A 13,868-nucleotide genomic window follows, 5' to 3' on the forward strand; every position below is an offset into this window, starting at 1 on the left:
TTTGAAGATAATTAATTAATATGCAAGATAAAGATCTTTCCACAGTACAAACGTTTAAGCGTTTGTGGCCAATGATTAAGCCCTTTAAATCCGGGCTGGTAGTTGCGGCAGTCGCCCTTGTGCTAAATGCTTTGGCGGATTCCGGCTTAATTTATTTGTTGAAACCCTTGCTTGACGATGGATTTGGTAAAACCGATCATGCTTTTTTAAAAACGATGGCGTTTGTTGTTGTCGGCATGATTTTTCTACGCGGACTGAGTAGCTTTATTTCCAACTATTGCTTGGCATGGGTTTCCGGCAAGGTTGTGATGACAATGCGTCGCCGCTTATTTAAACATTTAATGTTTATGCCGGTCAGCTTTTTTGATCGTAATCCCTCCGGAAAATTGCTTTCCCGTATTACTTACGATTCCGAAATGATCGCCAATTCCTCTTCTAATTCCCTTGTTACCATTGTGCGTGAAGGGGCTTATATCATTTCCTTACTTGTTGTGATGCTTTATACCAGTTGGGAATTAACGTTGGTGCTTTTCATTATCGGGCCGATTATTGCCCTATTGATTCGTATGGTGTCAAAAATCTTCCGCAAACTCAGTAAAAATCTACAAGATTCAATGGGCGAATTGACATCTACCACCGAACAAATGTTGAAAGGACATAAAGTCGTTTTATCTTTTGGCGGTCAAAATGTGGAAGAAGAGCGTTTTAATCACGTGAGTAATGATATGCGTCGCAAGGGCATGAAAATGGTCACTGCCGATGCGATTTCTGATCCTGTGGTACAAATTATCGCCTCTCTTGCGTTAGCCGCCGTGCTTTATTTAGCCACAACGCCATTAATTGCCGATGATAATCTCAGTGCGGGTTCTTTTACTGTGGTTTTTTCATCTATGTTAGCGATGATGCGCCCTCTTAAATCCTTAACCAATGTAAACTCCCAATTTCAACGTGGAATGGCGGCTTGCCAAACGTTGTTTGCAATTTTGGATTTAGAGGCGGAAAAAGACAACGGTACTTATAAAGCGGAACCGGCAAAAGGCGAATTAGAGTTTAAAAATGTGAGTTTTGCTTATCAAGGTAAAGCCGAGCTTGCCTTAAATCATATTTCATTCAAGATTCCCGCCGGAAAAACCGTTGCTTTGGTGGGGCGTTCCGGCTCGGGGAAATCTACTATCGCCAATCTTGTTACCCGTTTTTATGATGTTGAACAAGGCGAGATTTTGCTTGATGGTGTGAATATTCAAGATTATCGCCTATCAAATTTACGTGAAAATTGTGCGGTCGTTTCACAGCAAGTGCATCTATTTAATGATACGGTTGCAAATAACATCGCTTATGCGGCAAGTGATAAATATTCACGTGAGGAAATTATCGCTGCGGCAAAAGCAGCTTATGCGTTAGAGTTTATCGAAAAATTACCAAATGGGTTTGATACCATGATTGGGGAAAACGGCGCAAGCCTTTCCGGCGGGCAGCGTCAGCGTTTGGCGATAGCCCGTGCCTTACTTCGTAATTCACCGGTGTTAATTTTAGACGAGGCGACTTCCGCCCTTGATACGGAATCCGAACGAGCGATTCAATCGGCACTTGATGAATTGAAAAAAGATCGGACGGTATTAGTGATTGCGCACCGTTTATCTACGATTGAAAATGCGGATGAAATTCTTGTGGTCGAACATGGGGAAATTCGCGAACGGGGTAGTCATCATGAACTACTTGCTTTGGACGGGGCGTACAAACAGCTGCATAGTATGCAGTTTAGCGGTTAGCTTTGAATGTTAAGGGCTAGAGTAATTTTTGCCGATAACGCAGGTCAAAAATAAAAGCCCAAAGACGCTAAAACGCGGGTTAAAAAACTCGCGTTATTTTATCCGCACTTTTGAGAGGAACATTTATGCCATTTTGGTATTCTCACTCCAAACTTGCTTGGCTTCTTCTACCATTTTCGCTGTTATTTTGGTTAATTAGTCAAACTCGCCGAATGTTGTTTTCTTTAGGTTTCATTGCTGTTTATCGTGCTGCGAAGCCCGTTGTGATTGTCGGAAATCTATCCGTAGGCGGTAATGGCAAAACGCCGGTTGTGGTGTGGTTGGCGGAAGAGATGAAAAAACGCGGATGGCGTGTTGGTGTTATTTCTCGTGGTTATGGTAGCCACGCTAAAACGTATCCGTTGTTGGTGACAGCAGATACGCCTCCTTTTGAAGGAGGAGACGAACCGGTTCTTATTGCTAAACGTACCGGTGTACCTGTTGTTATTTCGCCAAATCGCCGGCAAGCGATTGAATTACTCTTGAACCAAGCTGATTGCGACATCATTATTTCAGACGATGGGTTACAACATTATAAGTTACAACGGGATGTTGAAATTGTGGTAATGGACGCCGAACGGGGGCTTGGCAATGGGTTTGTATTGCCTGCCGGGCCGTTGCGGGAATTACCCGCCCGATTAAAAAACGTAGATCTGATTATCACTAACGGGGGGAAAAATCAGTATTCCGATGTGGTGATGAGCTTACTTCCTCGCTATGCCATTAATTTAAAAACCAATGAAAAACGCTTGTTAAATGAATTTTCCTCCGGAGCTGCCATTGCGGGAATTGGGCATCCGCAACGATTTTTTACAATGTTGGAAAAATTAGGAATCAAATTACTACAAACTCAAGGTTTTCAGGATCATCAACATTTTGAAGTCGCACAGTTAGAAAAATTCTCACAAAACCAACCGCTCTTTATGACGGAAAAAGATGCGGTAAAATGCCGAGAGTTTGCAAAAGAAAATTGGTGGTATGTGCCGGTAGAGGCGGAAATATCAGAGCTTGAAAAACAAGGCGAAAATTTACCGCACTTTTGGAAGAAAATTGACAAATTGGTGGAACAATACAAAAATGCCTGAGCGAATCAACCCAAAATTGCTTGACGTAATCGCTTGCCCTCGTTGCTTAGCCCGCTTGCAATATGATGCCGAAAATCAACGATTCATTTGTCGCTATGAACATTTAGCTTATCCTATTGAAAACGGCGTGCCGATATTGCTTGCAGAAAAAGCGGAAAAGCTTGCTGATTAACCTTTTCGGCTATGAACTCTTTAGGATTATTAAGATAACAAGGAATATTTTATGTCATTTACTGTCATTATCCCTGCTCGTTTTTCTTCATCCCGCTTACCGGGGAAACCTCTCGCAGAAATTGTCGGAAAACCGATGATTCAACACGTATTTGAAAAAGCCCGACAATCAGGGGCAAGTCGCGTGATTATTGCGACCGATAACGAAAATGTGGAGAAAATTGCACAAGGTTTTGGGGCGGAAGTTTGTATGACATCGGAACATCACAATTCAGGCACAGAGCGTTTAGCCGAGGTGGTGGAAAAACTTGCTATTCCTGATGATGAAATTATTGTGAATATCCAAGGCGATGAACCGCTTATTCCGCCGGTGATTGTTCGCCAAGTGGCGGAAAATTTAGCAAAATTTAACGTGAATATGGCAACCCTTGCAGTGAAAATTCACGAAGTGGAAGAACTGTTTAATCCAAATGTGGTTAAACTGGTGGCGGATAAATCAGGCTATGTGCTGTATTTTTCCCGCTCGGTCATACCTTATGACCGCGACCGATTTATGGGCTTGCAAGATGTCGCGAAGGTAGCATTGACGGATGTATATTTGCGTCATATCGGTATTTATGCTTACCGTGCCGGTTTTATCAAGAAATATGTGCAGTGGGAACCTACCGTGTTGGAAAATTTAGAAAAATTGGAACAGCTACGGGTGCTATGGAATGCGGAGAGAATTCATGTGGAACTGGCGAAGGAAGTGCCTGCTGTGGGCGTAGATACGATGGAAGATTTAGAAAAAGTGCGGTCGATTTTAGCGGCGAATTAAGATGTTTGATGCAAAAAAATTCCTGACCAATGTTTCTCATGAACCCGGCGTTTATCGTATGTATGACGATAAAGATCAGGTTATTTATGTGGGGAAAGCGAAGGATTTAAAAAAGCGTCTATCGAGTTATTTTAGATCCAATCTCAGTAGTAAGAAAACGGAAGCGTTGGTCGCCGCTATTCATCATATTGACACCACGATCACTTCTTCTGAAACGGAAGCGCTGTTATTAGAGCATAATTACATCAAACAGTATCAGCCCCGTTATAATGTGTTGCTGCGTGATGATAAATCCTATCCTTTTATTTTATTGACGAAAGAGCGTCATCCGCGTATTACCGCTTATCGCGGTGCAAAAAAAATTGCCGGTGAATATTTTGGCCCTTATCCCCACGCCGGGGCGGTACGGGAAACCTTATCTTTGATCCAAAAATTATTCCCGGTGCGTCAGTGCGAAAATTCTGTCTATGCCAATCGTTCCCGCCCTTGCTTGCAATATCAAATTGAGCGTTGTTCTGCGCCTTGTGTAGCCGGCTATGTAACCGACGAAGAGTATTCTCAACAAGTGGAATTGGCCCGTTTATTTTTACAAGGCAAAGATCAACAAGTGCTGGATTATTTGATCGGCAAAATGGATCAAGCAAGCCAAAGTTTGGATTTTGAACAAGCGGCACGTTATCGCGATCAAATCCAAGCGGTGCGATCGGTCATCGAAAAACAGTTTGTCTCTAATGAGCGATTGGACGATATGGATATTATGTCGATCGCTTATCAACATGGTTTAGCCTGTGTGCAAGTAATGTTTATCCGCCAAGGAAAAGTATTGGGCAATCGCAGTTATTTCCCGAAAGTACCGGCAAATACGGATCTTTCCGAGTTGACGGAAACTTTTGTTGGGCAATTTTATTTACAGGGACATCAGGGCAGAACTATTCCCAATAGTATTATTGTGGATCGAAAACTCGCTGAAAAAACAGAATTGGAAACACTTCTTACCGAGCAAGCCGGTAGAAAAGTTACGATCCAAGAAAGCGTGAAAGGGGATAAAGGAAAATATTTACAGTTGGCACAAGTGAATGCGAAAGCGGCGCTTGCCACCCAACTCAAGCAATCCTCACGAATGTCCGAGCGTTATCAAGCCTTATGCGAGTTACTTAACGTGTCGGAAATTAAGCGAATGGAATGTTTTGATATTAGTCATACGATGGGAAATCAAACGGTGGCATCTTGTGTGGTGTTCAATCAAGAAGGCCCGCTAAAATCCGATTATCGGCGATTTAACATTGAGGGCATTACCGGTGGTGATGACTATGCGGCAATGGAACAAGCGCTCAAAAAACGCTATGATCGAGATTTAGAAGAGGAGAAAATCCCTGATGTAATCTTTATTGATGGCGGAAAAGGGCAACTTAATCGGGCGTTAGCTGTATTTCAGCAGTTGAATGTAAAATGGGATAAAAACCGACCGCACTTAATTGGTGTGGCGAAAGGCGTCGATCGCCGAGCAGGGCAAGAGGTGCTGATTATCAGCAAACAAAACCGAGAAATTCATTTACCCGATGACAGTTTAGCGTTGCATTTAATCCAGCATATTCGTGATGAAAGCCATAATCACGCCATTAGCGGACACCGCAAAAAACGCCAAAATGCCTTTACCCACAGCGGTTTGGAAAGTATTGAGGGAGTTGGAGCGAAACGTCGTCAAGCCCTATTGAAATACCTTGGAGGTTTGCAAGGCGTGAAAAATGCTACTGTAGATGAGATCGCTTCCGTGCCGGGAATTTCAAGAAAATTGGCGGAAACGATCTATGAAACCTTGAGGAATTGATGAAATACTCATTGCTTTTCTTCATAAAGTGATTATGATCCGCTTTTTGAATTTTTATAGGAACAACTTATGTTTGAATGGCTTAGTGATCCCGAGGCTTGGCTTTCTCTTGCGACATTAACCGCACTTGAAATTGTGTTAGGGATCGATAATATTATTTTTATTAGTATTTTAGTAGGACGTTTGCCGGCACATCAACGTCAGTCCGGGCGTGTTATCGGTTTATCTTTAGCGATGATCACCCGAATTTTACTTTTGATGTCGCTTGCTTGGATGATGAAATTAACCGAACCGCTGTTTACTTTGTTCAATCAAGAGATTTCAGGACGGGATTTAATTTTATTCTTGGGCGGCTTGTTCTTAGTTGTAAAAAGTATCGGTGAAATTAAAGAAGCACTTCATCCTGAAGATCATCATAAAAATGAAAATGAAAAGAAAGTCAGTTATTTTGGTGTATTGCTTCAAATAGCCATATTAGATATTGTGTTTTCCCTTGATTCGGTGATTACTGCCGTCGGTATGGCGGAGCATTTACCGGTGATGATTTTAGCAATCATCTTTGCTGTCGGTGTGATGTTATTTGCCGCGAAGCCAATCGGTGATTTTGTGGATACTCACCCAACATTAAAAATTCTTGCTTTAGCATTTTTAGTTTTAGTGGGAATCAGCCTCATTGCAGAAAGCCTTGATATACATATCTCAAAAGGCTATATTTATTTCGCAATGGGTTTTTCCCTAGTAGTAGAAGTGTTGAATATTCGAATGAGAAAATTAATAAAATAGTCAGAAAAGTGCGGTCAGAAATGAGCGCATTTTTTATATAAATTAATATTTTCGTTCTATTCAATTTTCTTATTTATTTTTCTGAAGAATCCAACCATAATACTAGGACATTTTCTAAAGGGACTTACTATGAATATCCAGAACATAATTAAACAACATCATCTTGAATTACTTTTCCAACAAGGTTTATTCGGTATTGAAAAGGAAAGCCAGCGTGTTTACGCAGACGGTTCTATTGTCACCACCGAACATCCGAAAGCCTTTGGTAATCGTAGTTTTCATCCTTATATTCAAACGGATTTTGCTGAAAGCCAACTGGAGCTGGTTACGCCGCCGAGTAAAACATTAGAAAATGCATTACGTTGGCTTTCTGCTATTCATGAAGTGACATTGCGTACGCTTCCCGAAAATGAATATATTTTCCCATTCAGTATGCCGGCAGGGTTGCCACCGGAAAAGCAAATTAAGGTTGCGCAATTGGATAATCCGGAAGATGTGGCATATCGTGAGCATTTAGTGAAAAACTACGGCAAATATAAACAAATGGTCAGTGGTATTCACTATAATTTCCAATTGGATCCGGCATTTGTTCAAGCACTTTTTGAAGCTCAAACGAAACAAACAAGTGCGGTGGATTTTCAGAATGATTTATATCTGAAAATTGCGAAAAATTTCCTTCGCTATCAATGGATTCTGCTTTATTTGTTCTCTGCTACGCCAACCGTTGATGAAAATTATTTCCGTGACGGAACACCGCTTCAACCCAATCAATATGTGCGTAGCTTGCGTTCGAGCCCTTTCGGTTATGTGAATGAACCTGAAATCAAAGTTTCTTTCAATAGTTTACAATCCTATGTTGATAGCCTTGAGCATTGGGTAAATAGCGGCAAGTTGATTGCAGAAAAAGAATTCTATTCTAATGTGCGTTTGCGTGGTGCGGCAAAAGCCCGTGATTTACTCAAAACGGGGATTCAATATCTTGAGTTCCGCCTCTTTGATCTCAATCCTTTTGCACCGTATGGCATTACATTGGAAGATGCGAAATTCATCCATTATTTCATTTTATTGATGGCATGGTTGGATCATACGGCTGATCAAGGTGACATCGAATTAGGCAAAACCCGTCTTGCCGAAGTGTCTTGGGAAGATCCTTTATCACCAACGGCTTACGCTGTCGAAGGGGAGTTAGTATTACTTCAAATGCTGAATATGCTTGAAGCACTTCAAGCCGGTGATGAAATTAAAGCTATCGCAAAAGAAAAATTTGTACAATTTGCGAATCCGCGTGACACGCTCTGTGCCAACGTTGTCGTCGCTATTGATCAATTCGGGGGCTATCAGAAATTAGGGGCGGATATTGCGAAAGGCAATAAGAAAAATGCGTTCGAACGTTTCTATGCCTTATCCGGTTTTGACAATATGGAACTTTCGACACAGGCATTAATATTTGATGCAATTCAAAAAGGGCTGAAGCTCGAGATTTTAGACGAGCGTGATCAATTCCTCAGTTTGCAATACGGTGATCATCTTGAATATGTGAAAAATGGCAATATGACTTCACATGATCGCTATATTTCGCCATTAATTATGGAAAATAAAGTGGTTACCAAAAAAGTGTTGGCAAAAGCCGGTTTTAATGTGCCGCAAAGTGTTGAATTTACGGATGTGAAAAGTGCGGTTGAAAGTTTCCCACTTTTTGAGAACCGTGCAGTGGTGATTAAACCGAAATCTACGAATTTTGGTCTGGGAATTACGATTTTCCAACAAGGTGTACAAAACCGCGATGATTTTGCCAAAGCGGTAGAAATTGCTTTCCGTGAAGATAACGAAATTATGATAGAAGATTATTTAGTCGGTACCGAATATCGTTTCTTTGTATTGGGCGGGCAAACCTTGGCGGTATTATTACGAGTACCGGCGAATGTCGTCGGTGATGGCGAACATACTGTGAAAGAATTGGTCGAAATGAAAAACGATCATCCTTTACGTGGCGACGGCAGCCGTACCCCATTGAAAAAAATTGCTTTGGGTGATATTGAGAAACTTCAATTAAAAGAGCAAGGATGGACGGTCGATTCTATTCCGCCAAGAGATCTTATTGTGCAGTTACGGGCTAATTCAAATATTAGTACCGGCGGCGATTCTATCGATATGACGGAACAAATGCATGAAAGTTATAAACAACTTGCGGTTGGGATTGCCAAAGCGATGGGTGCTGCCGTTTGCGGTGTGGATTTGATTATTCCTGATCTAACCAAACCGGCGGAAAATAATTTGCAATCATGGGGTGTGATTGAAGCAAACTTCAATCCGATGATGATGATGCATATTTTCCCTTATGCCGGTAAATCCCGTCGTGTCACTTTGAATGTACTGGAAATGTTATTTCCGGAACTGAAAGTGCGTTAAACGTTGTTAAAAAGTGCGGTTAATTTTGACCGCACTTTCCAATAATTGATTAAAATAATCTCCAACTAAATAAAAATTAACCATAAGCAATCTTAATGACAACATTCACTCTCGAACCCCAAGACAATACACGTCTTCAATCACTTTGCGGTGCATTTGACGATCATCTTAAGTTGATTGAAACAGAATTTAATCTCAATATTTCTCGAAATAACTTCACGTTTACCATCAAATCCAATGAGGAAAACCCTAAATCTCACCACGAAAAACTTGTACAAAGTGCGGCTAAATTAATTCAAGATTTATATCTGGAAACCGCCCCTATTAAAGGTAAAGTTACAGAATTAGATTTAGAAGACGTACATATTGCGTTACAAGAAAGCCGAATGCTTTCTCAGGCGGATCTCAATCGTACAGAAAGCAAGGTTTACAGCACCACAATTAAAACTAAACGAGGGATGATTAAGCCGCGCGGTGAAAATCAAATTCAATATTTACATAATATTTTAACCCACGATATTAGTTTCGGTATCGGGCCGGCAGGTACGGGGAAAACCTTTTTAGCGGTTGCGGCTGCGGTAGAAGCCTTGGAAAGACAAGAAATCCGCCGTGTGTTATTAACCCGCCCGGCGGTAGAGGCGGGTGAAAAATTAGGCTTTTTACCGGGCGATTTAGGGCAAAAAATAGAGCCTTATTTACGGCCGCTTTATGATGCCCTGTTTGAAATGTTAGGGTTTGAACGTGTGCAAAAATTGATGGAGCGTAATGTGATTGAAATCGCCCCTTTAGCCTATATGCGTGGGCGAACACTCAATGACAGTTTCATTATTTTAGATGAAAGTCAAAATACTACCGTTGAGCAGATGAAAATGTTCCTTACCCGTATCGGCTTTAATTCTAAGGCGGTGATTACCGGCGATATTACTCAAATCGATTTACCTCGTAGCACGAAATCAGGCTTGCGTCATGCTATTGAGGTATTGGAAAACGTCCCTGAGTTGAGTTTCAATTATTTTGATAGTAAAGACATCGTGCGTCATCCGGTCGTGGCAAAAGTAGTACAAGCCTATGAGGCATGGGAAATAAAAGATGAAGCCCGCCGCAAAGCGTTAGCCGAACAACGTAAAGTAGAGCGGGAAAAAGAGCGGTCGGTTTTCACAGAGAATTTAGCAGGATAGTATGGGAAATATATTAATTGATTTACAGATCGCCACTGAAAATACACAAGGTTTACCAACGGAAAGTCAAATTACACAATGGGCAACAGCGGCGGTGCAACCGGAAAGTGATAATGTGGAAATGACGGTGCGTATTGTGGATGAGGCGGAAAGTCACGAACTCAATCTCACTTATCGTGGGAAAGATCGCCCGACAAACGTACTTTCTTTTCCCTTTGATTGTCCCGATGAAGTTGAGCTTCCTTTGTTGGGCGATTTGGTTATTTGTCGCCAAGTGGTGGAGAGTGAAGCCATAGAACAAGAAAAACCACTTATGGCACATTGGGCACATATGGTGGTGCACGGCAGTTTGCATTTATTGGGCTATGATCATATTGAAGATGAAGAAGCCGAAGAAATGGAAAGCCTAGAAACACAGATTATGCAAAATTTAGGTTTTGCCGATCCTTATTTATTGGAAAAAGAATAGTAACGGTAGTTTTACTTTTTAGTAGAAATCCCGTTGCCGGTAATTTGGAGTAACAATGTATAAAGCCGTATTCAGTGATTTTGATGGAACGCTACTAACCTCAGATCATAAAATTTCCCCAAGAACCTTAGCTGCCATTCAGCGTATTACCCGAAATGGTATTCCTTTTGTACCTATTTCAGCCCGTTCACCTCTTGGTATTTTGCCTTATGCCAAGCAAATTGAACATTACAATGTCATTGTGGCATTTAGCGGTGCGTTGATTTTAGATCGCCAGTTTAATGCTCTCTATTCCGTCAATATTTCAACGGAAGATATTCAAAAAATTAACCGTGTTTTGTCAGAGTATCCTACATTAGGGGTGAATTACTACACACATAATGATTGTGTGGCTCGTGATGTAAATAATAAATGGGTTGCTTTTGAGAAGAGTGTAACAAAAATTCACATTGATCCTTACGATGAAAATACGCGCTATTCACCGCATAAAATTCAAATTATCGGTGAAGAGGATGAAATCGTTGACGTTGAAAATCGTTTAAAAACCGAGTTTCCATATTTGAGTATTTGTCGTTCCCACCCAAATTTCTTGGAAGTTATGGAAAAATCAGCGACAAAAGGCAATGCCGTACGCTTTTTAGAAAGTTATTTCAACGTGAAGGAAGAAGAGGCTATTGCCTTTGGTGATAACTTTAACGATCTTGATATGCTGGAAAATGTCGGTTTAGGCGTGGCAATGGGCAATGCCCCTGAAGAGATCAAACAGGTCGCTAAGCGTGTAACGGCAAGTAATGATGAAGATGGATTAGCTTTGATTCTGAACGAAATTTTCCCTGAATAAAAATAGATAAAAAAATGACCGCACTTGCGGCCATTTCAAGTTATAAAACTATTTTAGTTTCTCACCGTTGAATTCTCCGGTTAAACTTTCCAAGAATGAGGAGATATCATCAATATCTTGCTGTTTTGGTTGCTGAACATTGCTTTGATATTTTAGCATAACCCGAACGGCTTCCTTAAGATCAGCTGCCGAAGCATCATGGAAATAAGGGGCGGTTAGAGCAACATTGCGTAGTGTTGGTACTTTAAAACGATGCATATCGTAAGGGTCTTTTGTTTGGGCAAAACGACCTTCATCAGCTTCTGTTAAAGGCGTACCGCGATCTTTAAAGTAATCGCCATAAAGTCCCATATATTCATAGGATTGTCCGCCTAGGGAAACACCGGTATGGCAGGTATCGCATTTATGTTGTTTAAACAACTCATAACCACGAAGTTGTTGTGCATTTAATGCAGTTTGTTCACCTTTTAGATAACGATCGAAATCACTATTTGGGGTGATCAAAGTTTTTTCATACTCTCCGATAGCGTGAGTCAGCGTTTCTTTTGTGATTTGCGGGTATTCTTTTAAAAAGCTTTTCTTGAAATCTTCATCCGTTTCAAATCGTGCGACGATTTCATCCCAAGAATTCGATCCCATCTCAAGAGGATTTGTTGGAGGGCCTTTCGCTTGATCGGCTAAATCCGCTGCACGACCATCCCAGAATTGAACAAAGTTGAAGGCGGCATTAAACACTGTTGGTGCATTAATCGGGCCTTTTTTTCCGTCAATACCGGTTGAGGTGGCAAGACGATCGACACCACCTTTATCCAATTGGTGACACGTGTGGCATTGAATACTTCCATCGCCCGATAAACGTCCGTCAAAGAAAATACTATGACCGAGAGCAACTTTTGCGGCATCTGTCGGGATACTATCCGGAATTGGCTGGACGAGACGATTTACATCAGCATTAGGCGTTCCTTGCGGTAATAACATTTGGCGTTTTTCACGAATCCAATTGAGTAAAAATGCTTTTTCTTGATCATCAGGTTTAGAGCCCCAGTGCAAATGGGTGAATTCAGGTAATGGCATTTCATTATTTTCAATCACGCGCTGCAATTTTGCTAAATCTGCTTGTGATAATTTGCTTGGATCTTTTGCACCTTCAAGTAAACGATCCATACGGAATGCGCGAAGCCCCAGTTCAATATCACTTTGCATTTTATTGCTTATAACAGGTAGTGCTGAATAGAACGGGAGATCGGCATTTGGGCTATGGCAATATTGACATCCATTGTTGAGCAGGGTTTCTGCGACTTTTTGTTGGTCGCCGGAATAGTGATTTTCCACTAATAATTTTGTGGCTTGCCCTTTATCAAATTGATGAAGATAACCCACCACACCTAAATAACCAATAACACTTAAGGCACCAGCGCCAAGTACCCACTTTTTCATATAATCCTCCGGTAGAGATAAATAAATTCCACTAATTATCACTGATAAAAAGGTGACGTTTTTTGATAAAAATCAAAAAATTTGATTTGCCAAAACTATAAATTTGATTGTTTGAAATAAAGATATATCTATTTTATAGGGAGCAAACGAAAAAACTAACCGCACCTTTTGTTATGCAAAAAGTGCGGTTAGTTTTTTTAATGTTTTTTAGTTTTTAAAATTACTGCCTAAGTAAGGGCGAATTTTATTTAACATTTCTTTTAGTACTCGAGGTGGAGCCGCAACAATATTCCCGCTACGTAAATAGCTATTGCCCGCTTCAAAATCACAAACCAAACCACCGGCTTCACGTACAATTAAATCACCTGCGGCACAATCCCATGCTTTTATGCCCATTTCAAAATAGCCGTCAACGCGGTTTGATGCGACATAGCATAAATCTAAGGCAGCAGATCCGGTGCGACGGAAATCCGCAGCATCTTCAATGAGTGCATTCATCATTGCAAACTGGGTTGGCATAAGTTTTGGTTGTTTGAATGGAAAACCGGTAGCAACAATCGCGCCTTGAAGTTCTCGTTTTGCATCAACACGTAAGCGTACGTCATTTAATTTTGCACCTTCACCGCGTACCGCAGTAAATAATTCGTTGCGGATAGGATCGTAAACCACGCCTACTTCCGTACGATTTTTTACACGGATAGCGATAGATACGGCAAAGTGTGGTAAGCCGTTCATGAAATTGCGAGTGCCATCTAGTGGATCGACAATCCATTGAACATCGCTGTCCTTCCCTTCAATAGCACCGCTCTCTTCAGTGATAACGGTGTGTTCGGGATAAGATTTACGGATAATTTCGATAATTTCTGCTTCCGCAGCTTTATCTATGTTTGTAACGTAGTCATTGATACCTTTTTGTAACGTTTCGATATCATCACGGCGTTCATAATTTTTAGCAATGACATTGCCCGCTCTTCGTGCCGCGCGAATAGCGATATTCAACATTGGATTCATAATTTCACCAGATTTTAAAGAACCAAAAATT

The 13,868-nt window shown here is 41.1% G+C and carries 12 protein-coding genes; 10 read left to right on the forward strand and 2 right to left on the reverse strand.

What is annotated here, in order from left to right; translation table 11 throughout:
* Nucleotides 1-20 precede the first annotated feature (20 nt).
* The 10 genes from msbA (at nucleotide 21) to FEE42_RS00240 (ending at nucleotide 11,389) form a co-directional block, all read left to right on the forward strand.
* Nucleotides 21-1,769, forward strand: a complete 1,749-nt coding sequence (msbA, locus tag FEE42_RS00195; protein WP_164027410.1) for a lipid A ABC transporter ATP-binding protein/permease MsbA — start codon at nucleotides 21-23, stop codon at nucleotides 1,767-1,769.
* Between the two features lie 125 nt (nucleotides 1,770-1,894).
* Nucleotides 1,895-2,893, forward strand: coding sequence for a tetraacyldisaccharide 4'-kinase (lpxK, locus tag FEE42_RS00200; RefSeq protein ID WP_059365394.1), 999 nt, complete (start codon nucleotides 1,895-1,897; stop codon nucleotides 2,891-2,893).
* Complete coding sequence (locus tag FEE42_RS00205) at nucleotides 2,886-3,065, forward strand: Trm112 family protein (RefSeq protein WP_059365393.1); 180 nt, start codon at nucleotides 2,886-2,888, stop codon at nucleotides 3,063-3,065. Before lpxK ends, FEE42_RS00205 begins: the two co-directional genes overlap by 8 nt.
* Before the next feature lie 51 nt (nucleotides 3,066-3,116).
* Nucleotides 3,117-3,881 (forward strand): 3-deoxy-manno-octulosonate cytidylyltransferase, encoded by a 765-nt coding sequence (gene kdsB / locus FEE42_RS00210; protein ID WP_164027411.1) that lies wholly within the window; start codon nucleotides 3,117-3,119, stop codon nucleotides 3,879-3,881.
* Between the two features lies 1 nt (nucleotide 3,882).
* Nucleotides 3,883-5,709: an excinuclease ABC subunit UvrC gene (uvrC, locus tag FEE42_RS00215; protein ID WP_164027412.1), complete on the forward strand. Its 1,827-nt coding sequence runs from the start codon at nucleotides 3,883-3,885 to the stop codon at nucleotides 5,707-5,709.
* 69 nt (nucleotides 5,710-5,778) lie between these two features.
* Entirely contained in the window at nucleotides 5,779-6,492 is a 714-nt protein-coding gene (locus FEE42_RS00220) for a TerC family protein (RefSeq protein ID WP_077582364.1), read from the forward strand.
* Nucleotides 6,493-6,621: 129 nt separating this feature from the next.
* Nucleotides 6,622-8,901: a bifunctional glutamate--cysteine ligase GshA/glutathione synthetase GshB gene (gene gshAB / locus FEE42_RS00225; protein WP_164027413.1), complete on the forward strand. Its 2,280-nt coding sequence runs from the start codon at nucleotides 6,622-6,624 to the stop codon at nucleotides 8,899-8,901.
* A 95-nt stretch (nucleotides 8,902-8,996) separates the two neighbouring features.
* The gene (locus tag FEE42_RS00230; RefSeq protein WP_164027414.1) at nucleotides 8,997-10,079 is read left to right on the forward strand and encodes a PhoH family protein; all 1,083 of its coding nucleotides are present in this window, start codon (nucleotides 8,997-8,999) and stop codon (nucleotides 10,077-10,079) included.
* A gap of 1 nt (nucleotide 10,080) precedes the next feature.
* Nucleotides 10,081-10,548, forward strand: coding sequence for an rRNA maturation RNase YbeY (gene ybeY, locus FEE42_RS00235; protein ID WP_164027415.1), 468 nt, complete (start codon nucleotides 10,081-10,083; stop codon nucleotides 10,546-10,548).
* A gap of 55 nt (nucleotides 10,549-10,603) precedes the next feature.
* A complete protein-coding gene (locus FEE42_RS00240) occupies nucleotides 10,604-11,389 on the forward strand; it encodes a Cof-type HAD-IIB family hydrolase (RefSeq protein WP_164027416.1) in 786 nt (261 codons plus the stop codon).
* A gap of 48 nt (nucleotides 11,390-11,437) precedes the next feature.
* Here FEE42_RS00240 and FEE42_RS00245 read toward each other — a convergent pair whose 3' ends face one another.
* Nucleotides 11,438-12,826 (reverse strand): cytochrome-c peroxidase, encoded by a 1,389-nt coding sequence (locus FEE42_RS00245; RefSeq protein WP_059365385.1) that lies wholly within the window; start codon nucleotides 12,824-12,826, stop codon nucleotides 11,438-11,440.
* A gap of 207 nt (nucleotides 12,827-13,033) precedes the next feature.
* The gene (gene suhB / locus FEE42_RS00250) at nucleotides 13,034-13,837 is read right to left on the reverse strand and encodes an inositol-1-monophosphatase (protein WP_059365384.1); all 804 of its coding nucleotides are present in this window, start codon (nucleotides 13,835-13,837) and stop codon (nucleotides 13,034-13,036) included.
* Nucleotides 13,838-13,868 lie beyond the last annotated feature (31 nt).

The sequence above is a fragment of the Rodentibacter caecimuris genome, from assembly GCF_010587025.1.
Taxonomy (GTDB): Bacteria; Pseudomonadota; Gammaproteobacteria; order Enterobacterales; family Pasteurellaceae; genus Rodentibacter; species Rodentibacter caecimuris.

What these genes read in the sequence shown, in the direction of transcription:
- kdsB (WP_164027411.1), top strand. Translation starts at nt 3,117, where the DNA reads ATGTCATTTACTGTCATTATCCCTGCTCGTTTTTCTTCATCCCGCTTA.
- gshAB (WP_164027413.1), top strand. Translation starts at nt 6,622, where the DNA reads ATGAATATCCAGAACATAATTAAACAACATCATCTTGAATTACTTTTC.
- ybeY (WP_164027415.1), top strand. Translation starts at nt 10,081, where the DNA reads ATGGGAAATATATTAATTGATTTACAGATCGCCACTGAAAATACACAA.
- FEE42_RS00220 (WP_077582364.1), top strand. Translation starts at nt 5,779, where the DNA reads ATGTTTGAATGGCTTAGTGATCCCGAGGCTTGGCTTTCTCTTGCGACA.
- FEE42_RS00245 (WP_059365385.1), bottom strand. Translation starts at nt 12,826, where the DNA reads ATGAAAAAGTGGGTACTTGGCGCTGGTGCCTTAAGTGTTATTGGTTAT.
- FEE42_RS00230 (WP_164027414.1), top strand. Translation starts at nt 8,997, where the DNA reads ATGACAACATTCACTCTCGAACCCCAAGACAATACACGTCTTCAATCA.
- lpxK (WP_059365394.1), top strand. Translation starts at nt 1,895, where the DNA reads ATGCCATTTTGGTATTCTCACTCCAAACTTGCTTGGCTTCTTCTACCA.
- FEE42_RS00205 (WP_059365393.1), top strand. Translation starts at nt 2,886, where the DNA reads ATGCCTGAGCGAATCAACCCAAAATTGCTTGACGTAATCGCTTGCCCT.
- uvrC (WP_164027412.1), top strand. Translation starts at nt 3,883, where the DNA reads ATGTTTGATGCAAAAAAATTCCTGACCAATGTTTCTCATGAACCCGGC.
- suhB (WP_059365384.1), bottom strand. Translation starts at nt 13,837, where the DNA reads ATGAATCCAATGTTGAATATCGCTATTCGCGCGGCACGAAGAGCGGGC.
- FEE42_RS00240 (WP_164027416.1), top strand. Translation starts at nt 10,604, where the DNA reads ATGTATAAAGCCGTATTCAGTGATTTTGATGGAACGCTACTAACCTCA.
- msbA (WP_164027410.1), top strand. Translation starts at nt 21, where the DNA reads ATGCAAGATAAAGATCTTTCCACAGTACAAACGTTTAAGCGTTTGTGG.